At 45.7% G+C, this 25,999-nt stretch carries 16 protein-coding genes; 9 read left to right on the forward strand and 7 right to left on the reverse strand.

Annotation, left to right across the window (positions count from 1 at the left end; all coding sequences use genetic code 11):
- Positions 1–271 precede the first annotated feature (271 nt).
- Positions 272–895, forward strand: coding sequence for a hypothetical protein (locus tag CLV25_RS11610; RefSeq protein ID WP_131839823.1), 624 nt, complete (start codon positions 272–274; stop codon positions 893–895).
- Positions 896–1,362: 467 nt separating this feature from the next.
- On the opposite strand, the gene CLV25_RS11615 is transcribed toward CLV25_RS11610, so the two are convergent.
- From CLV25_RS11615 to CLV25_RS11630, 4 genes are all read right to left on the reverse strand, one after another.
- Positions 1,363–2,007 (reverse strand): cation transporter, encoded by a 645-nt coding sequence (locus CLV25_RS11615; RefSeq protein ID WP_131839824.1) that lies wholly within the window; start codon positions 2,005–2,007, stop codon positions 1,363–1,365.
- Positions 2,008–2,584: 577 nt separating this feature from the next.
- Positions 2,585–5,125, reverse strand: coding sequence for a glycoside hydrolase family 2 protein (locus CLV25_RS11620; RefSeq protein ID WP_131839825.1), 2,541 nt, complete (start codon positions 5,123–5,125; stop codon positions 2,585–2,587).
- A 278-nt stretch (positions 5,126–5,403) separates the two neighbouring features.
- Positions 5,404–6,633, reverse strand: coding sequence for a hypothetical protein (locus CLV25_RS11625; RefSeq protein WP_131839826.1), 1,230 nt, complete (start codon positions 6,631–6,633; stop codon positions 5,404–5,406).
- Between the two features lie 174 nt (positions 6,634–6,807).
- Positions 6,808–8,925: a PDC sensor domain-containing protein gene (locus tag CLV25_RS11630; RefSeq protein WP_165877073.1), complete on the reverse strand. Its 2,118-nt coding sequence runs from the start codon at positions 8,923–8,925 to the stop codon at positions 6,808–6,810.
- A gap of 579 nt (positions 8,926–9,504) precedes the next feature.
- Between CLV25_RS11630 and CLV25_RS11635 the strand changes: the two genes are divergently transcribed.
- The 4 genes from CLV25_RS11635 to CLV25_RS11650 all read left to right on the forward strand — a co-directional run bounded on the left by CLV25_RS11635 (position 9,505) and on the right by CLV25_RS11650 (position 14,675).
- A complete protein-coding gene (locus CLV25_RS11635; RefSeq protein ID WP_131839828.1) occupies positions 9,505–10,077 on the forward strand; it encodes an RNA polymerase sigma factor in 573 nt (190 codons plus the stop codon).
- A gap of 70 nt (positions 10,078–10,147) precedes the next feature.
- Positions 10,148–11,116, forward strand: coding sequence for a FecR family protein (locus CLV25_RS11640; RefSeq protein ID WP_165877074.1), 969 nt, complete (start codon positions 10,148–10,150; stop codon positions 11,114–11,116).
- Positions 11,117–11,119: 3 nt separating this feature from the next.
- Entirely contained in the window at positions 11,120–13,786 is a 2,667-nt protein-coding gene (locus tag CLV25_RS11645; protein WP_131839830.1) for a TonB-dependent receptor, read from the forward strand.
- A gap of 4 nt (positions 13,787–13,790) precedes the next feature.
- Positions 13,791–14,675 (forward strand): DUF4249 domain-containing protein, encoded by an 885-nt coding sequence (locus CLV25_RS11650; protein ID WP_131839831.1) that lies wholly within the window; start codon positions 13,791–13,793, stop codon positions 14,673–14,675.
- Positions 14,676–14,894: 219 nt separating this feature from the next.
- Here the strand turns inward: CLV25_RS11650 and CLV25_RS11655 are convergent, their stop codons facing one another.
- From CLV25_RS11655 to CLV25_RS11665, 3 genes are read right to left on the reverse strand one after another with little or no spacing between them, the layout of a single operon-like run.
- Positions 14,895–15,221, reverse strand: a complete 327-nt coding sequence (locus CLV25_RS11655; RefSeq protein WP_131839832.1) for a DMT family transporter — start codon at positions 15,219–15,221, stop codon at positions 14,895–14,897.
- A 25-nt stretch (positions 15,222–15,246) separates the two neighbouring features.
- A complete protein-coding gene (locus tag CLV25_RS11660; RefSeq protein ID WP_131839833.1) occupies positions 15,247–16,227 on the reverse strand; it encodes a geranylgeranylglycerol-phosphate geranylgeranyltransferase in 981 nt (326 codons plus the stop codon).
- Positions 16,211–16,741, reverse strand: a complete 531-nt coding sequence (locus CLV25_RS11665) for a KdsC family phosphatase (RefSeq protein ID WP_131839834.1) — start codon at positions 16,739–16,741, stop codon at positions 16,211–16,213. Before CLV25_RS11665 ends, CLV25_RS11660 begins: the two co-directional genes overlap by 17 nt.
- A 724-nt stretch (positions 16,742–17,465) precedes the next feature.
- Here CLV25_RS11665 and CLV25_RS11670 point away from each other — a divergent pair.
- From CLV25_RS11670 to CLV25_RS11685, 4 genes are all read left to right on the forward strand, one after another.
- The gene (locus CLV25_RS11670) at positions 17,466–19,790 is read left to right on the forward strand and encodes a TonB-dependent receptor (RefSeq protein WP_131839835.1); all 2,325 of its coding nucleotides are present in this window, start codon (positions 17,466–17,468) and stop codon (positions 19,788–19,790) included.
- A gap of 5 nt (positions 19,791–19,795) precedes the next feature.
- Positions 19,796–20,596, forward strand: coding sequence for a DUF4249 domain-containing protein (locus tag CLV25_RS11675; protein ID WP_131839836.1), 801 nt, complete (start codon positions 19,796–19,798; stop codon positions 20,594–20,596).
- Between the two features lie 310 nt (positions 20,597–20,906).
- Positions 20,907–22,364 carry a potassium/proton antiporter gene (locus CLV25_RS11680; protein WP_131839837.1) on the forward strand — a complete coding sequence of 486 codons (1,458 nt, stop codon included), beginning with the start codon at positions 20,907–20,909 and terminating at the stop codon, positions 22,362–22,364.
- Positions 22,365–22,737: 373 nt separating this feature from the next.
- A complete protein-coding gene (locus CLV25_RS11685) occupies positions 22,738–25,980 on the forward strand; it encodes a SusC/RagA family TonB-linked outer membrane protein (protein WP_243649630.1) in 3,243 nt (1,080 codons plus the stop codon).
- Positions 25,981–25,999 lie beyond the last annotated feature (19 nt).

The raw sequence follows: 25,999 nt of genomic DNA on the forward strand, positions 1-25,999 counted from the left end.
ATCCTCGTAGCTGAAGCTCGCTGCTTTTTCTTTCTCTTCCATTGTCTGCAAAGTTAACGTTATCATTTTGCAGACACAGTTGCATGAACAGTCTCATTACCATAAATGGGTATTCGAAGCCTAACACCTACAATATAGCATTATAGCTCTACTATGGACAAATAAAAAAATATAAAACATTTAACTATATTTAATTTTATCACAAAGACTTAGTGGAAGTTTAGTTAAAGTCACCGTAATATGCATACATAACTACAAAAACCATTAGCATATGGGGAAGAATTATATTAACACATGCTTCGACAACAGCTCGGATAACGAGCTGCTTAACATTGGTAACATTGCTTACAGCAATCTAAAGGGGAATAAGTATTTCAACTTTTTGGATGGCCAGCTCGAATCGTTTAACAACGATATCGTTTCGTTTACCAACGCAAAGGCAAAGTGCGAAAACGGAGGTAAGGTTGAGATTGTTGCAAAGAACTTAGCTAGAACCAAGCTTCTAGAAACAACATCGATAATTGCCAAGGTGGTAAACCAACAGGCTGGCGGCGATCTTATGATTTTAAAATCTTCTGGATTTCCAACACGCAAAGAAGCAGAAAATTATCCTGAGTTTCCAGCACCTACATCGTTAAAGCTAAAGTCGGGCTTAGCCCATGGCGAAATTGTAGTGGACATACCGGTACAAAGGAATACCCGTGTTTACAGCATATACCATGCTCCTATGCCTGCTCCCGAAAACATAAAGGAGTGGAACAACCTGCTATCTACCAAGCATAAGACAACTATAAGCGGACTAACGCCCGGAACTCAACAAGCCGTAAGAGCGGGTTACCTGGGAACCAACGGCAAGATTAACCTAAGCGATGTATTCACAATTTTTGTGCAGTGATTGTACTAGTATAGGTTTTTACAGTGGTATGGCAAAGGCATCCTTAGGGGTGCCTTTGTTTTGATCAGCCTATATCACAGCTACATCTCTTCTCCTTGCAAGCATGTAAGCGAGGTGTTAGGTCGGCGGTTTACTTGCGCTACCGATATCCATCATAAAGGACAACGGCCCATCTTCAACCATAGGAAGATGGGCCGTTGGCTTATCGGCGAACAAGGTAGAGGCGTATGGCCGTTCGCCTCTACGGGTGCAATAAATTAGGTGCAGCGATTGGCGCTGTTGTGCTCGAATACGGTTATGCTTCCTTTCTCTTTCAAATATGGGCAAAGGATGGCCCTTACTGACGAGGCGATTGTAAAAACAGCAGAGCATAGAAAAAGCCAATCGCCCAGCATCAACCTAACGATGCTGGGCGGCTTGCCATATTCATTGGCAGTATCGAACCGAACGGCCGGGCGGATCGCCCCTTATTCGTTGCTGCAATGGCAGCAGCAGCACTCCTTCCCCTTTGCCTTTTCGAAGGCCTCCCTACCCTCGGTAAACGAGAAGTAGGCTAAACCCGCTGCTCCAATGGCATCGGCATAGGCAAAGCCAGTAAGCTCGTAGATAAGGCTTGATATTAGCAGCACAACCGACATGTAAACGCAAACCTTGGTGCAGTTGCCATCGGCAATAATGGGATCGGAGCCGAGCTGCTTCCCTATGCTCTTTTTAGCATGGGTAAGCCAAAGCATCACCAGAATAGATACCGACGAGACCACAACACCCCAAAATGTGGTTTCGGGCTTATGGTTCGTAGCAACATTTAGGATAACTCCGGCAAGCAGACCAACGGTTAGCAGGTAGAATGCCGCACCGGTAATCTGCAGCGCCCTTTTTTCGAATCGGGTCTTTTCGCTGCTGGGGTTTTGCCTGATCCGAAGAACCATAACCGCAATTCCAACACCCGACATTACCTCGATAAAGCTATCGGCACCAAACCCAAACAGCGCAATGGTTTCGTCCTGATACCCTAAAAGCATCGACACCACCCCCTCGACAATGTTGTAGAAGATGGTAAACAGGCTCAAGTACCACGCCTGTCGGTAAAGCTTTTGCTCCCTTTCTGTCATTTCAATCGATATTACGTAAGGTCTAAAAGTAGAGGTAAACAGGTAAAAGGCAATAATGTTTAGCGTTATCTCAGGGATTTCGCTTTTAAAGGATATAGGTTCAACACGCAATTTGTTTTCGGTAGACCTGATAGGTTTTGAAAACCTGTTAGGTACACGTTCGTCTGAGGCTATTGCCCATAGCCGTCAACCTAAGAGTTGTATAGTCCTAAATTATAGAAATAAAAGGATAGAGATCAAGCATCAGCGCATGATTGAAGCTGCTTATCCCCTCCATGGGAGGGGTTGGGGTGGGTTAAGAACGTGAAATGGAGTAAAAATGTTGATTTAAACGAGTAAACCCACCTCCTACCCCCTCCAAGGAGGGGATAAAGCGCCATGATTATGCATTAGGCTTTGAAAAAAAACCTTAGTTTGACGGCTATGCCCCTTGGGGGTTGGGGATTCGGAATAGTTGTTTTTCAGCAGACCCTACTTCGCTTGACGGCTATGCCCCTTTGGCAATACAATAGAGCCGCACCGCAGTGCGGTTCCATTGGTATCGTAGAGCCCCACAGCCGTGCGGTTCTACATGCTTCTATCTCGTCATGCAATCGTACATGCTCTTGGTGGCAATGTCCTTTAGGGTGATTTTATTCTTGCAGCCGATGCGAACCTTTACCGAAGCGCCGGGCATAACATCGAAGAAGTTCTGGCTAAGCTCTAGGTCGTACTTGGAATCGATAAAGAGGTTCTTAACCACGTTACGCGCGGTAACGGTAAGGAACTGTCCCTGCCTATCGGCCCCTAGGGTGATGCTGAAATCGGGCTTTTCGAGCTTCAGCCACTTGGTTTTGGCGAGGTAGTGGGCGGCCTCAACTCCGTTAAAGCGGGTAACCAGCACCAAGGAGGTTGAATCGCCGTACGAAAGCAGCTTGCTCTTGGCAAGGGTAAGCACCTTGGCCGATGCGCTAGCATCGACGGTAGCGCTGCGGCCGTTGCTCCACAGCTCTTTTCCCGAAAGATTGTACAAGCGGCACGATAGCGTTCCCTTTTGGGCTTTGGTATGGTCGTTAACCAGGTAGATGCTCAAGTCATCGCCGTTATCGGCAAAGGAAACCAGCTGGGGCGCAAAGGCATGCTTTGCCATGTACTGTAAGGCCTTTGGGCGAAGGCGGTAGTCGATGCTCGACCACGAAACCACGGGCCAGCAGTCGTTAAGCTGCCAGTAGAGCGAGCCCATGCAGTAGGGCATGCTGCGGCGATGGGCCTCGATGGCAAGGGTGATGCCATCGCCCTGAAGCACCTGGCTTAGGTAGATGTAGTCGTCGAAGCTTTTAGGTTCGGGAAGATCGCGCTTAAGGTAGGTATCGATGGTTTCGAATCCACGGGCGTTCTTTTGGTGCACCTTAAAGATGGGCGAGCTGGTGCTCCATTCCGATCGAGGGATAAACTCCTCTAAAGTCTTGGCCGAAGGGACTGCCTGGAAGCCGTACTCGCTTGCAAAGCGGGGAACCTTCTTCTCGTAGGTCTCAAAGGGTTCCATTCCCCACCAAACGCCCCAGTAGTGCGAGTCGCCCTCGGTTAGGCTCTTCGGAGAACCCCATCCGTAGTAGGGCGACGATGGCCAGTAGTAGCGGCTGTTATCTTCGGCCTTCAAAACGTTGGGGATAGTCTCCTCGAAAATCTTTAGGTAGCCGTGCCAAATGGCTGCCGAGTCAGCGGCCGACCACTTGTACACCTTTTGGTAGCCCCAGTGGTACCACGCTTCGCGTACTTCGTTGTTGCCGCACCACATGGCAATGCTTGGGTGGTTGCGCAGGCGGATAACGTTCTGGCGGAACTCCTCGGTGATGTTGTTTAGGTACGATTCGTTCCAAGGGTAGAAGCTGCAGGCGAACATAAAGTCCTGCCAAACCAGGATACCCTGACGATCGCACTCGTTGTAGAAAAGATCGTTCTCGTAAACGCCCCCACCCCATATGCGGAGCATGTTCATGTTGGCATTCTTCGCCTGCTTAATCAGCTTGGCGTAGTGCATCGAATCGACACGGGGTAGGAAATGGTCGGATGGGATGTAGTTGGCCCCCTTCATGAACACGGGCACGCCGTTAACCTTGAACATAAACGACTTTCCCTTGGCGTCGGGCTGCTGAACAACCTCAACCGTTCTGATACCTATGCTTTGTGTATTGGATACGCTTTTGCTATCGGCTGCTTTAACACCGGCGGTAAGCTTGTAAAGGTAGGCATCGCCTAGCCCGTTAGGCCACCACAGCTTTGGATTGCTGATGGCAATTGGTATGGTGATGCTATTCTCACCTTTCTGCAATGAAACCTCCTTGGTAGCATACACCTTACCCTTTACACCGGCAACCGATAGCTTTACCTTTTGGGTGGTGGTTGATGTTAGGTTGAATACCACATCAAGAGCGGCCAAAGCGGACGATTGGCTCTTTTGCTTGTACTGAATATTGTCGATACGAACCTTATCCCATGCCTGAAGCTCTACGGGGCGCCAGATACCGGCTGTAAGGAAGCGTGCACCCCAGTCCCAGCCGTAGTGGTGCTGTGCCTTGCGGGTAAAAACGCTGGTTTTGAATTCGCCACGGTCGTTGTCGTTCACCAGCTGAATGGGGAACTGCTTTAGCTCCTTTAGGCCCTCCTTGTAGGCCGATTTGAAGAGGATCACAAGTTCGTTCTTGCCCGCCTTAAGCAGCGGCTTAACGTCGACCCGCCATGTGCGAAACATGTTATTGGCTTGGAGAATTGCCTTACCGTTAAGGGTAACGTCGGCATAGGTATCGAGGCCGTTGAACACCAGCTCTACGCTCTCCCTATTAAGGGTAGCGGCATCAACAGTAAAGGTTGTTCTATACTCCCAAGCTTCATCGCCAATCCATTGCTGCTTTGTCTCCTCGTCACCATAAAAAGGATCGTTGATAAGCTTATTCTTTAGCAAATCGGTGTTTACCGTTCCGGGAACCGTAGCTGGATACCACTGATCTTTTCCTACCTGCCTAAGCTGCCATCCTGTGCTAATCTTTTTAGTCACAAGAAGGTTCCCAGTAGGGCTTGCTTGGGCCATAGGCAGCTGCTGTACCACAAGTAGTAATGCTGAATAAAGTAGCTTTTTCATCTCTTCGTGTTTAGTTGCAGGGTAAAAGTACAACAAAAAGGGGGATGCTCCATGAATAGAGCATCCCCCACGCTTTAAATGTATATCTGTCCTAATATAACTTCTAGCTTTTCAGCACCTATGGTACCACGACACACGACAACGGTATCACGAAATACACCAATAACGTTTGTAAAAGCCCTCAAGTATTTTTGGCGTAAGCCTCGTGCTACTTGATACGTGAGTCATGATACCATAAATGAGAACAGAGCAGCTACTAATACTTGCTACTATTAATACTAACGGACGAAAGGAGTGGTTTCGTATTTACCCAGTAAACTATTTACCATTTCCTCCTTCATTTTCTTTTCCGCCATAGCTGCCTTCCCCTTTTTATACGATTCTAAGGCGGCAGCTCTGTCGTTCTTCATGTCGTAGCTAAAGCCTAAAAGGCGGTAGGCGAAGAAATCGGGAACATCCTGCTTGTTTAGGTTGGGCGATTGAAGGAATGCGTTGGCGTACTCGATGCATTTGTCGTAGTTCTTAACAAGGAAATTGTACCAAGCCTGCTCGTACATCATTGTAGCCGACGTAGGCACATCCTTTTCCCAATTCTGGAGCACCTTTCCTACCGTCGAAAGGTCGAAATAGTCATTTTCCGAGAAGCTGGGCATGGAATGCTTCTTCATCAGTAGGGGCGAAATCATCGAGCTGTAGTAGCTGTTAGCTTCTGCCGTGTCAACCTTGGTAAAGTAGAGGTTAGGACGCGCGCTCACCATCACATCGCTAAGCTTATAATCATTCAAAGGCAAGATGGAAGAAGCCGACAGTACCTCAACTGTACCATTCTCATTCAGGAAATCTTCAATGATGCTTTTATGCTCGCCACCGCAAAGCACTACCACCCGTTTTGCCTTGTACTTCTTTACTGCATCTATTATGCGTTGGGTCATCTTCTTGTTTCGGGTAACGGCGCTAAGGTTAACGGGGCTATCGCCAAAGATGGAAATGGACAAACGGTAGTATTCTCTGTTATATCCATTAAAATCGTCTCCATTGTAGAACTCAAAGCCAAGATCTTTCCTTTGAAATATGTTTTGTCCATATTTTGCCGTAAAAGCCTTCATAATTTCGCTGGCATTCTCCAACGAATCGAGCTGCCTCTGCATAGCCTTATAGTTATCCAGCTTCATCAGCGAGTCGCGAATAGTCCTATCGTTTCTTTTTGCATCGCCTGTATACCAGTCTATCGGAGCCACAGCTATTTTATTTAAATCGCCATAAGCCGTAGCATACATCATCTCCTGAAGGTAAGTTTTGGTACGAAACTCCTCGGGACGAATTTCTAAGCAGATCAAATCGGGCTTGTAGGAGTCAATGGCACGAATTACATCTTGGTAAGTATACTTGCTTTGAAGATGGAGCCCATGTATGGTAGCAAGAGTAACCACTTTTGTCTTTGTTCCCTTTGCTATTCCAGAATTTACAAGTAGCAACGCCAGTAATGCTAGCAAAAACAGCTTTTTCATGTTTGAGTTTTAGATAAAAAAATCGTGCTTATTGTTTATGATGTCTTCTAGACGCTGTTCTTGGTAAAAAGTTACAAGAAATCTAGTGCCTCCCATCCCAAACAACCCCAAAAAAGAAACCCGAAAGCATTGCTGCCCCCGGGTCTTTACATATACCTGTTTGAAGAAGTATCTTTAGTTCAGCTCGTAACCAATAATGGTGGTAGAGCCATTCGTGTCGCCATCGGCAACAAAAGTTGCCTTAACTTTTTTCGTATTTCCCGTAAGCTTACTGAACGAAATATCAGCAGAAACAAGCCTATCGCCATCCAAAGAGCCTAGGTTATTCAGCAGCTGCTGCACCTCCGTCTCATTCATAAGCTGATCGAGATGCTGCCCAATAACAGCCGATGGCACATTACCAAATATTCCGCTAGCAACCTCGTTGCAGTCAAGAATGGTAAGGTCTCGGCTAATGGTTATGGAAACGAACGCCTGATCGATCGCCTTTTGAAGCAGATCGCTCTTTTGCGACTTACGCTTCATCTCCTCCTGGGTGGCGTGCAGCTCTTCGATGTTCTGACGCATCTCCTCTTCCTGTGCGGCCATCTCCTCGGCCTGCATCTGCGATACCTGCAGCAGCTCGTTGGTACGTGCATTAACCTTTATGGATACAAGCGATGCGGCAAAGGTTTCGGCAATACGCTCCAGGTAAACCTTTTTATGATCGTCAATTTTAAAGAACGAGGCAACCTCAATGATTCCAATCACCATTTCGTTGTGGATAAGCGGAACCAGCATTAGCACTTTTGGCTTCGAAGTTCCCAAACCAGAGGTAATGCTTATGTAATCGTCAGGAATCTCGGTAAGCTCAATAGGAGCCTTTTCGAAGTAACAGGCACCAAGCAATCCTTCTTCTAAAAGGAAGCGCCCCTGTGCCATTTTTATACGGTCCCAGGCAATACAAGCCACCATCTCGAAGAACTTATCATCCTCCTCGTTGTCGTTAAGCAGGTATAGCGCACCTTGGTTGGCCCCAAGATCGTTAACCAACAGCCTAACAATATTGTTGTATAATGTCTTTGTATCGCCCGTATCGTTACGCAATTCCTGACCAAACTTAGCAACGCTTCGCTCTACCCAAGCCTGCTTGGCATCTTCTTCCTTCCTTACTTTTTCCTCTTTTGCAGCTTTTTCGAGGCTGTCGCGCATCTTAATCAGCGAGTTGCCCAAGCGATCGCCCTCGCCTTTCGAGTCGAGCCTTGCGGCCAAGTCCCCACTACCAATGGCATTGGCAAAATCCGACATCTCGCCAATAGAATGGTAAAGGCTATTAAGCGAGTTAGCCATGGTTTCAATTTCGTCGTCGGTCTTAATCTCGATGGTAGAGGCCCTATCGTAGTTGCCATCACCAAGATCCTTCAGCACAGAGGTAACCTTCTCCACAGGATCGACTATACCTTTAACAATTCGAACCGTAACTAGGTAGATTATCAATATTGCAATAACAATGAGAATAATTCCTGCTAGAACAGTCTCAATAATAGCGCTTCTAATAAACGAGTATGGGATTAGCAGAATGGAATGCTCTCCCTTGTTGAATATCTCAGATTCGCTAACATAGGCAATGTAGTTCTTTCCATCCTCGTCGTAGTAGGTGTAAAATCCGGAGTCTTTACTTGTCAACGCCTCCATCAACTTCTCATTCCGGCTATGCTGATTGGCAAGAACTTCAGCTGCAGCCTTACCAACTTTATCCTCCTTATCGTATAGAACTAGGTTCTGCGTTGCATCTACAACAAAGAATCGTCCTTCCTGCTCTTTTAGCGACTCCTTTATCTCCTTATTAATATGCGAAATATTGATATCGGCACCAATAACCCCCTTAACTGCATTTCCAACAACTATGGGAGATGAAACGCTAATCATCAGAATTTGCGTATTGCCATCATAATCGTCTAGGTAAGGCTTTGTGATGTAAATGTTCTTGGAGTTTTTAGGGCCTAAGTAGTATTCGCTGTTAAGCGATTCGCTGTCGGCTGACGTGCTGTTGTTTTTCAGATCGACAGCGCCACCATTTCGATAGATTGTTGCACAAAACCGACCGCTAGACGAAGAGCTTAGGGCTCCTAACAACTGGGCATCAAGACTATCAATCGCCATTGGCTCCCAATCTGTCCAAAAAGAAAGGATATCCTCAGAACTTGAAGCTAGCGCTTCTCTTAGCTCCTTCACAACAACGGGTCTACGCTCCTGTCGAGGTACATTATAGATATTCTCAAACGCTAAATCCAAGGTTTGTACCTGCTTCATGCTTTGATTAATCTGAGAGGATAACAGTAAAGTACTCCCTTTTGATAACGCTTGAATAGTCAGTTCTTTCTCTTGTATTAGAGATGTTCGTACTCTAAGAACAGTAACTAGAGCCGTGAAAATAAATATAATGCTAATACTTCCAATTATGCTCAGCAGCATCCTACGCTTTAGGCTACCGCTAACAAACTTTTTGATCAACTTCATTCTAACAGCAAATACGATTTAAAATATGCGTAAGAAACGCTAGGCAAATATGTGCAATAAAGATGATTTAAAAAAACAAATGCCATCTTTCGCGCCTAAGCAATACACTAAATGAAAAGCTTTTACAAACACAACTTAACATAAACCGCAAATTATCAACAGCATAAATAAGCCATTCTATTCTTTATAAAAATTTTAATTTAACATTAAACGACTCTCATCATCGTAACAGTGATAGGTAATCTCCAATAAAGCCTACTTTGTCAAAGACAAAAAACACATTCATAACCATCCCATACAAGCAAATTCTCCTTGTATTCAAAATTAAAATACCTTTGCACCTTGTAAGTTTAGCATTAACAGCGATTGAGTATGCAGGTAAGTTTCTTATGGGAAAGATTTAAAAAAGGAGATGCAGCTGCATTCGAAACGCTATACAATAACCATATTGATGAGCTGCTACGGTATGGCAGCCGGTTTACCCGCGACACTACGCTTATTGAAGACTGCATCCACGATCTGTTTGTTCGTCTATACGAGCGGCGGGATAGCCTAAACAGTCCAAACTCCTTAAAAGCATACCTGCTAACATCGCTTAGGCGCGAGATACTCCTAAACATCAAGCGCCAAAATGTACCTCAGAAAGATATTTCGCAATCCGAGTTCATCCTTGATATCGATATTGAACAGGCAATTATCCGATCGGAGCTAAAGCAAGAGCAGCTAGAACAAGTACAACAAGTGATCGATAGCCTTAGCGATCGGCAGCGCGAGGTTATCTTCCTAAGCTTCTACAACGGATTGTCCAACGACGAGATATCCCAAATTCTTGGGATCAACAACCAATCGGTTCGCAACCTGCTCTCGCAGGGGTTAAAGCGCATGCGCAGCGAGACTCAGCTACCGTCGCTTCTGCTCATAACCACCCTCTCCAAATTCATTTAACACTATTTTGCCGTTATAGGCAAGTACAAAACCATTCCTTCTCGCTCTTTGGGGTATAAAGAGCATGAAAATGGATCAGAAAAAGATAAACGAGCTGCTCGAACAGGAGGGCTTTATCCAATGGCTTTTCACTTCGAGCCCCGAAAGCCCATGGAACAGCTGGTACAAGCAAAACCTCGAAAACAGGCAGCTTGCCGATAAGCTAAGAACAGAGCTCAAATCGTTCCCTTTAAAAGGTGACGATGCTGAAAGGGTAAATAAATTTCTACTGCGGAATCGTATTGCTGAAACTATAGCTAGAAGCACATCAGCAAATCGTAGAGGATACCTTCTTAAAGTAACCAAGTGGGCTGCCGCTGCAGCCCTTGTAGGCATTATCTCGGTTTCGGCTCTAATCCTTAATGGGCGCAAGCTTATTGTTACACCAAACGGAGCACAACAAGCGATAGTGCTCCCCGATGGTTCGAAGGCAAAGCTCAACTCTGGATCATCCTTAGCCTACAACTCATTCCTGTGGAAGCTTACGCCATCGGTAACCCTCGATGGAGAAGGGTATTTCTACGGCAATCACCAAAAAGGTTTTGGGGTAAAGACCTCGATAGGCGAGGTTAAGGTTCTCGGAACCCAATTCAACGTTTACAGCCGCAACACCAAGTATAGGGTGGAGTGCTACCAGGGAAAAATTCAAGTTGGGACAAGCCTCCTAAATAAGCATGAAATACTTGAAGTTGGAGAATGCTTTAGCGCCGACATGCAAAGCAAAAAAGTTCACAGAGAACTGCTTTACTCCCAAATTACTGAGCCCAGATGGACCTCTGGTGAATTCTACTTCGAAAAAGCAAGGTTTGAAGATGTTCTTAACGAGCTCGAGCGCCAGTTTAACATCAAGTTCGCAAGAAAAGACAGCTTTAAGAATCTATCCTACACAGGCTACTTCAACACCAAAGATGTAAACGTTGCCCTAAAGATGACCCTAAGTCCCCTTGGCATTGGCTACAAAACATCAAGAAACGAGATTATACTAACAGAAAAGGAATAGTTCATGCACATCAGACCCACAAAAATTAAAGTAACTCGAATTCTACTTCTCTTTCTGCTTGCCGTGCTGGGCATCGAGGTTCAGGCACAAGAAATGGTTAACGAGCGCTTCTACAAGATAACGCTAACACAGGCTCTAACCACGCTAGCAAAGAAGCACTACATCCATATTGCATACAACCCTACCCTTACCGAAAAGGAACAGGAGAACTTAACCATTACCGACAAAAGCGTTGAAGATGCCCTTAAAATGCTCACCCGCAAAACCAGCCTTACGGTTCAAAAGGTAGAGTCCAGATCGTACATTATTAAGGAGAAAACCAATTCAAATAACGATTCCCAATCGAATAGGAAAAAAAAATATACCATTAGCGGATATGTATCCCAAGAGGGCAGCGGCGAAAAGCTAATTGCCGCCAGCGTTGCCGTCGAAGGGAAAGCTGCAGGAGCCATCTCGAATGAGTTTGGCTTCTACAGCTTAACCCTCGAAGAAGGAAGCTACAACCTAATCTTCACCTTTGTCGGCTATCAACCAACTGTCCAAAAGGTAGATCTTTCAGAAAATCGCCAGATAAACGTATCGCTCAGCGAAGGTCAACGCATACAAGAAGTAGTTATTACCCAAAAGAAGGAGAACGAGCTACACTTGAGACCGCAAATGAGCCTCAACACGCTTTCGATGAGTCAGGTGAAGGTTACTCCTGTACTGTTTGGCGAAGCCGATGTCCTTAAAACCATACAGCTGCTACCTGGAGTTAAATCGGGTAGCGAAGGAACGTCGGGAATATACGTTCGTGGAGGGACTCCCGATCAAAACTTAATACTTTTGGATGGGGTTCCGGTTTACAACGCCTCGCACATGCTCGGCTTCTTCTCCGTATTTAACGCCGATGCCATCAACAGCACCCAGATCTACAAGGGTGGCTTTCCGGCACGATATGGCGAACGCCTTTCGTCGGTGATAGACGTACGAATGAAGGAAGGTAACATGCAGAAGTACGAAGGGGAATTTGCCATTGGCCTCATATCTTCGAAACTTAGCGTAAGCGGGCCTATCGTAAAAGACAAAACCTCGTTCATCGTATCGGCTCGCCGTACCTATGCCGATCTGCTGATTAAGGGCGCAGAGCTACTTAATAAAGTAAAAGATGACGACAACAGCAACAATGATGTGGCAAACATCTACTTTTACGATATCAACGCAAAGGTTAACCACAAATTTTCGGATACTGATAGGCTTTACCTGAGCTATTATGGAGGCAAAGACATCACCAAAGCAGAGACAAAGGATACCTATACCGAAGGTACTTCAACAACCAATGACAAAACCAGCCTAGACCTCAGCTGGGGGAACACCATTGGTGCTGTACGATGGAACCACATTTTTTCGCCCCAGCTTTTTGCCAACACAACGGCAACCTATACAAGGTATAGCTTCAACGTAAATACCGACTTTAAAAGCTCAACAACAAATAGTAGTTCTGATCCAAAATACAACCGAAGCTCCAGCAGCTTTTTTTCCGGGATTGATGACCTAGGAGCAAAAGTTGATTTCGACTACTTACCCTCTACGGCTCACGCCATCAAGTTGGGAGCCTCGGCAACCTACCATACCTTCACCCCTTCGGCCAGCGAAAGTAGCGTTATAAACGAGGATGATCCTTCGTCAAACATCAAACAAAAAGAACGAAAAAAAACATACGCAAAAGAGCTCGCCATCTACGCCGAAGACACCTACGACATCAACCAAACCCTCAGCTTAAATGCAGGTGTAAGAGGGTCGCTCTTCTTGGTTGATGGAGCCAGCTACCATGCGGTAGAACCTCGGCTATCCTTCAACATTAAAACAACGGAATCATCTTCCGTCAAGCTTTCGTACGTGGAGATGACCCAATACCTCCACTTCTTGACATCGGGATCGATGGCACTACCTTCCGACTTATGGGTTCCTACCACCAGTAAGGTAAAACCACAACGCTCCAAACAGGTAGCGCTTGGCATCACCAAAACCCTCAACAAGTACAACCTTACACTCGAAACGTACTACAAAAAGATGGACAGGATTATCGAGTATAAGGATGGGGCTTACTTCGACGAAAACGACACAAGCTGGGAGGATAAAGTTACGGCAGGAAAAGGAACCGGATACGGCGTAGAGCTTATGGGCGAAAAGAGGAGTGGAAAGCTAACCGGATGGATATCCTACACGCTTAGCTGGGCAGATCGTAAGTTCGACGATCTTAACGCGGGACGCACCTTTCCCTTTAGTTACGATAAGCGACACGACATTAGCGTTGTTCTTAACTACAAACCATCTAACCGTATTGATTTTGGGGCAACCTGGGTGTATAACACCGGAAGAGCCTTTACCCTTGGCACCGAAACCTACAAGCCCTATACATCTGATATACCCAATGTAATAAGCAGCACCGAGGTTTCGAACAACAGCGACAGGAATAACATCAGGCTACCAGCCTACCATCGCTTCGATATAGGGGTTAACTTCCGAAAGAAGAAAAAATGGGGAGAGCGCACCTGGTCGGTAGGCGTTTACAACGTCTACAACCGGAAGAACACGTTCTTTGTATACCCCAACACCGAAAAGGGAACATTGAAGTCGTTCAGCCTCTTTACCGTAATCCCATCAATCAGCTACAGCTATAAATTTTAAAACCATGTACAAAACAAGCAAAATACCATACGTTCTAGTAGCCATTCTAGCAGTAATGCTAACCGCTTGCGAGAAGGATATAAACCTACCCCTTCCTCAAAGCAAGACCAAACTAGTAATTAACTGCGGAGCAAACCCCGATAGCACCTGGAAGGTATACGTAGGACAAACCATCCCTCTATTCGACAAAGCATCTACCCCAAAAGAGATCGACAACGCAGAGGTAACCATAAAATCGGAGGATGGAGAGATTCGCCTTAAACCGGAAGGAAATGGGATATACACATCACCCTTAAAGCCTACAATAGGTAAAAAGTACACCATTGAAGCTAAAGCAACGGGATTAACCACAGCTACAGCATCCTGTACGATTCCATCGCTGCCATCATTAGAGAATACCACAGTGCATAGAACCGAATCGTCATACAAAAAAATCTACTACATCTCCGTTACCATTGACGACCCCTCCGAAACCGAAGATTACTACATTATAGAAGTGAGAGATGTAGTTGAAGATAAATCGAGATTATACCCATGGTATGAATACCACAACCTATACACGAAGGATATATTTTGTGAGAATGTATCGGAAGACGAATCGAACCGTCAGCTACTGTTTAAGGATATCTCCTTTAACGGCGAGAAGAGGAAGATTCAATTCTATTTTGAAACTATCAATGAGTATAATGACAGAACAGAATGCATCGTTAAGCGCTGCAGCAAGGATTTCTGGGAGTATAAGCGTACGCTCTTCCTTTACGATGAGAATGTAGACTCGCCATTCACGCAGCCTGTCCAAATCCACACCAACGTTAGCAATGGTGTTGGCATATTTGGAGCATATACGAGCACCATTCAAATCATACGAACCAACCAAAATCCCATATAATTTCTATTCCCTTAGCCTTAGGCTAAGAAAAGCCCGCCCAGTAGATAATACTCGGCGGGTTTCTTATATCATCTTGTCTAAGATGCTTCTTATGGAGCAATAAGGCTAAAGGGGTTGCAAAGCTTAAGCATATCAACAAAAAACTAGTATCTAAAAACAAAAAAGGTTCTCATGCTTGACGAGAACCTTCAAAGGAGTATGAAAAACATTTTTCGGCTACTAGTTTGACACCACTTTTAATCCAATAATCGATATTATAAGCGTTGTAAGGAAAAACACCCTCCAAAAGGTTGCCGGCTCGTTAAAGTAGAAGATGCCAACGAGTACGGAGCCAACAGCACCAACACCAGTCCAAACGCCATAGGCAGTTCCAATGGGCAGCGTCTTTGTTGCCTGCAACAAGAGTAGCATGCTCACCGATAGGCAAAGCAAAAATCCGCCAAACCAAAGCTTAGAGGTTAGCCCTACCGTTTCGTTTGCCTTGCCCAAGCAGGTGGCAAAGCCCACCTCGAATAGCCCGGCAACTATAAGAATTATCCAATTCATCTGTTTAATACTTTCGATCCTCAAATTAGCTAAGCTGGTAAACGTTGCTTAGCACAACGTAAAATATCACCGTATAAAAAACTCCGGCAAGCATTATAAGCTTTATCAGCAAGCTTGTGAGCCTATAGTGGGAAGGAGCCTTTGCCTTTACAATCCTAAAAAGAAGAATAGCAAAAGGGATGGCAATTGTAAGGGTAATGTACGAGAGCGAGAGCCAGTCTACCTCCCCCGTAGGAAGCACGGAAAGGTATCCGAAGTAAATTCCGTAAATAGCGGCAACCTCAACAGCAGCAGCAATGCATGCAACGACCTTAGCAGCCGTCATTCCAAAAGCTACGGGAATGGTATTTCGGCCGGTCTCCGCATCGCCATCGAAATCTTCCATATCCTTAACCACCTCGCGAATAAAGGTTGTGATAAACGCAAAGAAGGAAAACCCAACAACCCAGTAGGCTATTGCATTAAGGGTTATCTGATTTTGCTGCAGTACGGGAAGAATGGTTTTGGTAATTCGTGCCACCTCGAACATGAGCACAATAAGCGGAACCATTGCGGCCATCAACGAAATGATGAGATTACCAACCAGCAGCTGCGCCTTGTAGGTGGTAGAGTAAAGCCAAAGCAGCCCCCCTACCAGCGGAAATATGAGCGCATACTGCCATACCCCCACGTAAAAAGAAGCAGCAATACCCAATAGCGAGCCTATGGTGCTTAGCACAAAATGCAGCTTTATGGCAAACTGCCGAGTAAAGGCCTTGCCCACCAGCACCCGATTAGGACGATTAATGGAATCAGTCTTGGTATCGAAGTAGTCGTTTATAGCGTAACCGCCAGCAGCCAGCAGAACGGTGGCCAGCACCAGCATAGCGAACCAAAACTCCGACATCTGTAGCGACAGCCCTTTAATGGTAAGTATCGGGGCAATTATGCAAAAGCGAACGAGGTACTGGGTGATGGCAATCATCACCAGGTTGTTCAGCCGTACGAGCTTAAAGAGATTGTACATTGCGAGTAGTATTGGTTAGCCACTTATCGTTTAAACGAAGGACCTGCTCGATGACATCGCGAACACATCCCTCCCCACCCTTACGGTCGGAGATGTAACGGGCAATTGCCTTTACCTCGGGAGCCGCATCGGCAGGACAGGTAGGCATTCCGGCCTTTTGCATTACCGCCATGTCCGGAATATCGTCGCCCATGAAGAGCACCTCTTCGGGCTTCAAATCGTACTTAAAGCAGAAATCCATAAAATCGTCAACCTTATCGTGCGAGCCAAGGTAAATGTCGGTTACCCCTAGGCTGTTGAACCGAGGGCGCATAGAATCGCCTCGTCCACCCGAGATAACGGCCACCGGAAATCCCAGCTTTACGGCAAGCTGAACGGCATAGCCGTCTTTAACATTTTGCGTCCGGAGCATCTCCCCGCTGGGATGGATGAACACCGAACCATCGGTAAAAACACCGTCAATATCAAAGGCAAAAGCCTTTACACCACGTAAATCCTGCTTAAAGTTAGCCATTTGAAACGTTGAATTCTTTTGTGCCGAAAGATAGGAATTATAATGTAAGAAGTACGAGGTGAAAAACAACGATTTGAGCAACACCAGAGAACCTCAATCCATAAAATTTTCGAAAACCGATACCGTAGAGGAATTGTATTTTCCTGAAAATGGGAGAACCAACTACAGGGGTGTAAGGGACTCACCGAACTCTGGCGGACCAATTACAGGGGTGTAAGGGACTCGCCGAACTCCGGTGACGCAATTACAGGGGTGTAAGTGACTCGCCGAACTCTGGCGGACCAATTACAGGGGTGTAAGGGACTCGCCGAACTTCGGTGACGCAATTACAGGGGTGTAAGTGACTCGCCGAACTCCGGTGACGCAATTACAGGGGTGTAAGTGACTCGCCGAACTTCGGTGACGCAATTACAGGGGTGTAAGTGACTCGCCGAACTCTGGTGACGCAATTGCAGGGGTGCAACAGCCTATGGTTTCTTTAAGGGCTCTACTCTTCCTACATCAATGCTGCGAAACTTTTTCTCTCTATTAACATCTTTTCAACCACGCACCCGAGTACAAAGCGCACAGCCCCCCCTCTATGCTCACAGAAAGCCCAAATATGACAACAAGAAGCAACAGGCAGTCGGCTTATCGCCATATTTCTGCCATTCGTCGATATTTTGTTGGGATAGGGCTTTAGAACAGCCAACTTTGCAACGCATTACTTATTTAAACCAAACCCATGTTTTACATTAGGAACATCTTTTTACTGCTGCTAATTGCAACCACCCTGCAGCTAAGCGCTCAAGGCCGCTACACGCTGAGCGGCTATCTGAAGGACAAGAAGAGCGGCGAAACGCTCATCGGAGCAACCGTTTTTATCAAGGAAACCAAGCAGGGCGTTGTTACCAACCCCTACGGATTCTACTCCATCACGCTCCCCAAAGGCGAGTACACGGTAGCCATCACCTTTGTGGGCTACAACAAGGTGGAAAAGCAGGTAAAGCTTACCGCCAATACCATCCTCAGCGAAGAGCTGGAGAACGAGAACGTCCAAATGGAGCAGGTGGTGATAACCAGCACCCGCAAGGACGAAAACATTAGCCGCACCCAGATGGGCATGGCCAAGCTCGATCCCCGCAAGCTCAACACGCTTCCCGTGCTGATGGGCGAATCGGACATCATGAAATCCATACAGCTGATGCCGGGCGTGCAAACCGCCAGCGAGGGGTCGAGCGGTTTCTCCGTTCGCGGAGGATCATCCGACCAGAACCTCATTCTGCTCGACGAAGCCCCCGTATACAACGCCTCGCACCTAATGGGCTTCTTCTCGGTGTTCAACTCCGATGCCATTAAGGATGCAACGCTCTACAAGGGTGATATTCCGGCTACCAACGGAGGTAGGCTATCGTCGCTGCTGGATATCCGCATGAAGGATGGCAACCGAAAGGAGTACCATGCCAACGGAGGCATTGGCCTTATCTCCAGCCGCCTTACGGTAGAGGGCCCCATAAAAAAGGATAAGGGATCGTTCATCGTATCGGCCCGTAGAACGTATGCCGATATGTTCCTAAAGCTATCCAGCGACTCGATGATGCGCAAGAACAGGCTCTACTTCTACGATGTGAACGCCAAGGCCAACTACGATATCAACCCGAACAACCGCATATTCGTTTCGGCCTACTTTGGACGCGACTTAACGGGCTTTGGCGACGACTTCTCGTTTAGCTGGGGTAACGCTACGGTAACCACCCGATGGAACCATACCTTTACCAGCAAGCTCTTCTCGAACCTCACCCTCATCTACTCCAACTACCAGTACAAGCTTGGCAACTCTAACGCCAAACCCAGCTTCAAATGGCGCTCCAACCTCGAAGATGTTGGGCTGAAGTACGACTTCTCGCTCTACCAAGGTGCTAAGAACACCATTAAGTTCGGCTTGTCTAGCACGCTGCACTACATTCAGCCCGGCAAGTTTAAGGTAGATGGCAAAAGGAGCGACTTTGAAACATCCGACAGCCGAGCCATAGAGAATGCCATTTACCTGCTCAACGAGCAGAAGGTAGGACAACGGTTGACCCTTAACTACGGGCTACGCCTATCGTCGTTCCACAACATGGGAGGTACAACCTACACCATTGACAGGAAAACCTTCGAGGTAACCGATACCGTTTCGCATAAAACGAACAACATCTACCACTCCTCGTACGGGCTAGAGCCCCGCTTCAGCGCCAACTACCGCCTCAACGAAACCGCATCGATAAAAGCCGCCTACAGCCGTACCCATCAGTACCTGCAGCTGGCCTCGAACTCGGCTGCTGGATCTCCGCTGGATGTTTGGTTTCCCTCGTCGGACTACGTAGAGCCGCAGGTTTCCGATCAGGTTGGACTAGGGTACTTCAGGAATTTCGACGACAACACCTACGAGGTGTCGGTAGAAGGATTCTACAAGTGGATGGACCACCAAATCGACTTTAAGGATAACGCCGACCTGCTGATGAACAACCAGCTCGAAAAAGAGCTTCGCTTTGGCAAAGCTCAGTCGTACGGAGTCGAACTGTTTGCCCGTAAGAACAGCGGAAAGCTTACCGGATGGATTAGCTATACCCTTTCGAAGGCCACCCGTAAATTTCCGGATATCAACAATGGGAGAAAGTACAACGCCAACTACGACCACCCCAACAACCTGAACGTAACGCTTACCTACAAGCTTACCCAGCGCGCCGAGCTAACCTCGTCGTGGGTGTACTACAGCGGCACGCCCATCACCTACCCCACCATGCGCTTTAGCCATGGGAATATGAACCTTCCCATTTACGGCGAAAAGAATGCCTCGCGCCTACCCGACTACCACCGCCTCGACCTATCGCTTACCCTAAAGAATAAGCGCAAACCGGGTCGTCGTTGGGAAAGCGAATGGAACTTTGCCGTATACAACGTCTACAACCGCGGCAATGCCTACTCGGTTTACTTCGAGACCGACGAAAAGGATCAGTCAAAGATCAAAACCTACAAGATGGTTATGTTCCCAATTATTCCATCTATAACCTATAACTTTAAGTTCTAACAGCCATGCGTAAGCTTACAATACTAATAGCCATAGCCTCCCTCTTTGCCAGCTGCAAGAAGGAGTTCGACCTCGACCTCAACGCCCAAAACAAGAACCTGCTGGTGGTAGAGGGAATGATTACCGACCAAAACGAACCTCAGGTAATAGAGCTAACGCGTACGGTTAGCTACCTTAAGCAGGTAAAGGCTCAGGCTGTCGAAAACGCCACTGTTGTAGTTAATGTCGATAATCAAGTAGTACCTTTTACCCAAAAAGAGCCGGGCAGGTACTTTGCTCCCGATGGGTTTATCGGCCAAGTAAGCAAAACCTACAACCTTACCATTACCGTAGATGGCCAAGTATACAAGGCATCGTCGAAGATGAATCCTGCACAGGTAATGGATGCCGCATCCACCAAAACGCACGAGTTTAACGCAGACTACTTCGAGATACGGCTTACCTTTACCGATAACCCCGAAAAGGGCGACTACATCCTTTTTAAGTATGCCCGAAATGGACAAATGATCGATACGTTAGATAAGTGGTCGACCTACAGCGATAAGCTTACCAACGGGAAGAACTTTGAGGATATTATGGCATTTGGCGATGTTGAGGGTAGTGTTGGCGACAACATCACCGTATACTCCTACTCCATCAGCAAGGAGTACCACGACTTTATTGATGCTGCTGAGAATGCCACAAGCGAACCGCTACCATTCTTTCCTCCTCCAGGCTCAGCCATCACCGGAAATATTACCAACGGTGCTGTAGGATTCTTCCAGGCCTCAGCGGTAAGAAAAGTCTCTACCAAGCTAAAAAAATGACCGATACACATAACAATTAGTACTAAAAAGGATGGTTCACCTCGGTAGCCATCCTTTTACAATACTACAGAAGCATTAATCGGCACCTAAAACACCTTCCGTACCACTACGGAGGTATCAAATCATAGCCATTAAAGCAACAGCAATGTGCTCCTAAGAGCATTCCTGATTAGGTCTCATAAATGAAAAAGGCACCTCATCTTGACAGCCTAATAAGCGCCATTACCCTTTGCCCACCAGATAAAATGCGCCTAGCGCAAAAAAAATTGCTCCATTTTTTCTATATTGGCGACTAGCGAATGTAAACCCGATGGAATTTACCTTAAACAACCTTCTTTTAGTTGGCTCTGCGCTACTGGTGCTGAGCATCTTTCTTAGTAAAACAAGCAAATATGGCATCCCCGCCGTAATTCTCTTTATGCTGGTAGGAATGCTTGCCGGTATTGATGGCCCAGGGGGCATAAACTTCTACAATACCCAAATATCAAAGTTTATTGGAACGCTTGCGCTTGTGCTTATTCTATTTTCGGGAGGTTTGGACACCCGATATACAGATATCCGTCCTATTGCCAAACGGGGAATCCTGCTATCAACACTGGGAGTGGTTATAACAGCCATTCTTACCGGCCTTTTTATAGCCTATACCACAGAGCTCAACATCAAGGAAGGGCTGCTGCTTGGCGCCATAATCTCGTCTACCGATGCGGCTTCCGTGTTTACCATTTTGCGCTCGAAAAGTATGGGATTGAAGAACAACATTCGACCTTTGCTCGAGTTCGAAAGCGGCAGCAACGATCCGATGGCCTACCTGCTTACCATTATCTTCATTATGCTTATTAAGCAGCCCGACACCAACATTGGTGGCTACATTTGGTTCTTTTTTAAGCAGTTTACGCTAGGAAGCATTATTGGTGTAGCGATGGGGTTTGCCATTATAAAGATCATCAACCGCATCAACCTTAACTTCGATGGGCTTTACGCAGTGCTGCTGCTAAGCCTATCGCTACTCGTATTTGGGCTATCCGACTTTTTGGGAGGCAACGGCTTTCTTTCGGTTTATCTTGCCGCCATTATTCTTGGCAACCACGAGTTTGTCCACAAGCGCAGCCTCATAAAACATTTCGACGGTCAAGCTTGGATGATGCAAATCATCATGTTCCTAACGCTTGGGCTACTGGTAAACCCGTCAGATCTGCTCCCTCTCGTAGGCATTGGCCTACTGCTATCGGCCTTTATCATTCTGGTTGCACGACCTATTGCCGTCTTTACCTGCTTAGCAAAATCGCAGTTCACAACGCGCTCTAAGATCTTTATATCCTGGGTTGGCCTACGTGGTGCCGTTCCAATTATTCTTTCGATATATGCGCTAGATGCAGGAGTCGAGAAGGGAAAGCTCATCTTCAACCTTGTTTTCTTCATCTCGCTAACCTCCGTGCTAATAAAAGGGACTACCATCCCGTATATTGCAAAAAGATTACGATTAAACGTGCCAATGCACATCCGAAAAAAGTCAACCGTAGATATCGAGCTCGCCAATAAAGTAAAATCCATTATTATAGAGCTGGATGTACTTCCAGAATACCGATGCGTGGGTAAAACGCTGGTAGAACTTGTGCTTCCCGAAGGCATTACCATATCAATGCTCCATCGCGATGGCAACATCTTTATCCCCGATGGCTTTACCCGCATTCGTCCAGGTGATAAACTTACCATATTAGCCGACTCGGTAAACTCGCTAAAGGATTTCTACAAAAAAGTTTGGGGATAGCTTTGTCGCTTTTGATTTATATATACACATGTAAGGTTATCTATTTAGGCTTGCATTCCTCTTCTATTATTTCGTTTATTCGCTCACTCCTAACAACAAACAACTCTTTCCTCACCTCAAAAAAGACTAGGATAAAAGAGTTCCTGTCGTCGCAAACTTTTATATTCTTTACAGGTTATTAAAAAATATATTCCCTCTGCTAAACAATGTTAGCCCCACCTCTGTTAGCAAGAGTATCGGATAGCAATAATTCATTATTCCAGAGTCAGCAGAGGGTTAATTAAAGCGCATTATAGCGACTTTCAAATGGCAAAGGATAATAAAGGGTATCCGAATCAATTCTTGCAACGAATTTCTAACTGCAAAAAAACTAATTATGAGGCGATTTCTTTCGTTACTTGTGATGGTACTTGTTTGTGTTGGTGCAACGTACGCTCAACCTAAACAGGTAACTGGTAGGGTGTTCTCTTCCGAGGACAAAAGCCCAATTCCTGGTGTAAGCGTATTCGTTAAGGAAGCTTCAAGTATTGGTACAACAACCAATATTGATGGTCAGTTTACCTTAAAGAATATTCCAGCAAACGCCAAAACCCTAGTTTTTCGATTTGTTGGCTTCCAAACCCAAGAGGTCAACATTAGAGAGGGTGAAATTAGCGTAACCCTCGTTCCTGAGACCCAAAAAATTGATGAGGTTGTGGTTACTGCAATGGGAATGAAACGCGACCGCAAGGCATTAGGATATGCCGTACAGGATATCAAAGCGGAAGCCATTACCCGGGCAGGGAGCAGCGCCGTAGGAACTGCACTGCAAGGCAAACTTGCCGGTGTTGAAATCAAACCTTCGAGCGGTATGCCAGGGGCCTCAACAAACATTACTATCCGTGGTGCACGTTCGTTTACAGGCAACAACGCACCTCTTTACATTATTGATGGAATGCCAATCGCATCAAATGCAGACTACAGCACAGGAAATAGTGTAACAGGAACAGACGTTGCCAACCGAGCAGTTGATATTGATCCTAATGACATTGAGAGTATCAATGTTTTAAAAGGCCAAGCCGCTGCTGCGCTTTATGGTATTCGAGCATCTAATGGCGTTGTTATAATTACCACAAAAAGCGGTAAGAATGTAAAAGGATCTAAAGCAGTTATAACATTCTCAACCAACTACAGCGCCGACCTCATATCGAGAAAGCCTGAAATGCAGTCGACATGGGCTCAAGGTGCACCTGCTGCTGGTGGTGGCTACTCTTTTAACCCATACGCTTCAACTAACTGGGGACCAAAAATTGCAGACCTTCCTAATGACAAAACATACGGAGGTAACGTAGCTAATGCAAACAATGGTAACAATGCCTCTAAGTATCCTGGGAAATACTACGTGCCTCAACTAAAAGATGCGGGTTATGAAGAAGCCGACCGTTGGGTTACTCCTCAAGTATACAACAATGTCGATGATTTCTTTAAAACTGGGTATACGCTCAACAATTCATTTAACATCAGTCAAGCCATGGAAAAGGGCAACTACTCTTTTGGCGTAAGTAACACGACTCAAGAAGGCATTGTACCTAGCACCTCCATGGATCGCTACACTGCAAAAGCAGCAGCAGAAATTAAGGTAGCAAATTCTTGGAAGACGGGATTCTCTACTAACTATGCCCAAACATATATAATGAAGGCTCCTGGTGCAAATGATGGTTTAGTAGCAACAGTATTTTCAGCTCCTAGAAACTATAACTTAAAGGGGATTCCATACGCATCGCCTACCGATCCATACTACCAAATCCTTTATAGGGCCACCAACTTTAACAACCCTTACTGGGCTATTAACAATAACAAATTTGACGAAAAGACCAACCGATTCTATGGAAATAGTTTTGTTGAATATTCCCCAAATATTTTTGGAGATAGTGATAAGAAGTTGAATTTCAAGTACCAGTTAGGGATGGATTCATACTCTACTCACTTCCAAGATATCAATGAGTATAAGAGCAAGAACACCCTAGGATCTATAAACAACTATGGAATAACAGCAACTACTTACAACTCGCTACTCACGGTTACCTTCGATATGAATATTACCAAAGATATCAAGTTTAACTTACTTCTTGGTAATGAAATAAATCAGGAGAACAACAAGACCTACAGCGAATCCGGATCTAACTTCAATTTCGGAGGATGGGCTCATATAAACAATGCAACAATAAAGAATACTTCAGAAAACCAATCGCGTAGTAGGACTGTGGGATTTTTCGGAAACCTTTCTCTATCGTATCGCGACCTTATATACCTCAACGCTACCGGTAGACAAGACGTTGTATCGACGATGCCTAGAGGAAATAGAACATTCTTCTATCCCTCTGTATCCCTCGGCTTTGTCCTTACAGAACTAGAGGCCCTAAAGGGCAACAGCATTCTATCATTTGCGAAGTTACGTGCTTCATATGCAGAGGTAGGACAAGCAGGACGTTATTACGAGAACTACTATGTTACTCCATCCTACAGTGGTGGTTTCTGGACTGGGAATCCAATCCAATATCCGCTATCAGGAGTTACAGCATATATTCCTAACACTACTCAGTACGATCCAAACTTAAAACCTCAAAATACAGTATCGTTTGAGGTTGGTGCAGATTTGAGATTCTTCAACAACCTGTTTGGTATTGACTACACCTTCTCAAGACAGGATGTTAAGGATCAGATTTTCGACGTTCCTCTTGCCGGTTCGACAGGAGCATCAGCTCTTACTATGAACGGAGGAGCAATCTACACCAACGCACATGAAGTTGTCGTAAGCATTAACCCTATTCGCCAAAAAGACCTTGAATGGTCTATTAACGTTAACTTCACAAAGATGGACAACTATGTAAAGGAACTAGCAGAAGGTGTTGAAAGTATCTTCCTAGGCGGATTTACAACACCTCAAGTACGAGCTGGTGTAGGTTCAAAGTTCCCTGTAATATACGGTTCCTCTTTTAAGAAAGATGCTCAAGGACGAATTTTGGTAGACGAAAGAGCTACGATAAACGGTGTTGCCAACCCATATTACGGTTTCCCAATGCAGGGTAAGCCAGATGTAATAGGGTCGGCTGCCCCAGACTTTACACTTGGGGCATCCACCACTTTAAGATACAAAAGAATAACCATCTCATCAACAATTGATTGGAAAAAAGGTGGACAAATGTATCATGGCACAAATGGTCTTTTAAGCTATACTTATGGTCTAGCAAAGTCAACTGAAGATCGTACTTCTGTGTTTGTTTATCCTGGATTTAAAGCCGATGGTACCCCTAACGACATTCAACGCGGAGGTTCCACCGACCAAGCAGCATACTACAATCTATATGCAAATACTTTAGGAAACATTGATGAAGCGTTCATTTTCAACAATTCATACGTAAAGTTAAGAGAATTGACCCTTTCGTACCGTTTACCAAAGATCAAGGGTATCGATATCAATGTGACTGGATTTGCACGCAACATCCTAATTTGGACTAATCTACCAAACTTTGATCCAGAAGCAACTCAAGGTAACACCAATATGGGAGGTGCTTTCGAACGCTTTACAACGCCACAGTCTATGAGCTTTGGTATGGGACTCAACTTTGTTTTTTAATTTTCAAAATGAGAAGAAG

Origin of the sequence: Acetobacteroides hydrogenigenes (assembly GCF_004340205.1) — a bacterium.
In the GTDB taxonomy this organism is placed as follows: domain Bacteria; phylum Bacteroidota; class Bacteroidia; order Bacteroidales; family ZOR0009; genus Acetobacteroides; species Acetobacteroides hydrogenigenes.

What these genes read in the sequence shown, in the direction of transcription:
- CLV25_RS11640 (WP_165877074.1), top strand. Translation starts at nt 10,148, where the DNA reads ATGGATCAGAAAAAGATAAACGAGCTGCTCGAACAGGAGGGCTTTATC.
- CLV25_RS11660 (WP_131839833.1), bottom strand. Translation starts at nt 16,227, where the DNA reads ATGTACAATCTCTTTAAGCTCGTACGGCTGAACAACCTGGTGATGATT.
- CLV25_RS11620 (WP_131839825.1), bottom strand. Translation starts at nt 5,125, where the DNA reads ATGAAAAAGCTACTTTATTCAGCATTACTACTTGTGGTACAGCAGCTG.
- CLV25_RS11675 (WP_131839836.1), top strand. Translation starts at nt 19,796, where the DNA reads ATGCGTAAGCTTACAATACTAATAGCCATAGCCTCCCTCTTTGCCAGC.
- CLV25_RS11630 (WP_165877073.1), bottom strand. Translation starts at nt 8,925, where the DNA reads ATGAAGCAGGTACAAACCTTGGATTTAGCGTTTGAGAATATCTATAAT.
- CLV25_RS11655 (WP_131839832.1), bottom strand. Translation starts at nt 15,221, where the DNA reads ATGAATTGGATAATTCTTATAGTTGCCGGGCTATTCGAGGTGGGCTTT.
- CLV25_RS11680 (WP_131839837.1), top strand. Translation starts at nt 20,907, where the DNA reads ATGGAATTTACCTTAAACAACCTTCTTTTAGTTGGCTCTGCGCTACTG.
- CLV25_RS11615 (WP_131839824.1), bottom strand. Translation starts at nt 2,007, where the DNA reads ATGACAGAAAGGGAGCAAAAGCTTTACCGACAGGCGTGGTACTTGAGC.
- CLV25_RS11610 (WP_131839823.1), top strand. Translation starts at nt 272, where the DNA reads ATGGGGAAGAATTATATTAACACATGCTTCGACAACAGCTCGGATAAC.
- CLV25_RS11650 (WP_131839831.1), top strand. Translation starts at nt 13,791, where the DNA reads ATGTACAAAACAAGCAAAATACCATACGTTCTAGTAGCCATTCTAGCA.
- CLV25_RS11645 (WP_131839830.1), top strand. Translation starts at nt 11,120, where the DNA reads ATGCACATCAGACCCACAAAAATTAAAGTAACTCGAATTCTACTTCTC.
- CLV25_RS11670 (WP_131839835.1), top strand. Translation starts at nt 17,466, where the DNA reads ATGTTTTACATTAGGAACATCTTTTTACTGCTGCTAATTGCAACCACC.
- CLV25_RS11625 (WP_131839826.1), bottom strand. Translation starts at nt 6,633, where the DNA reads ATGAAAAAGCTGTTTTTGCTAGCATTACTGGCGTTGCTACTTGTAAAT.
- CLV25_RS11665 (WP_131839834.1), bottom strand. Translation starts at nt 16,741, where the DNA reads ATGGCTAACTTTAAGCAGGATTTACGTGGTGTAAAGGCTTTTGCCTTT.
- CLV25_RS11635 (WP_131839828.1), top strand. Translation starts at nt 9,505, where the DNA reads ATGCAGGTAAGTTTCTTATGGGAAAGATTTAAAAAAGGAGATGCAGCT.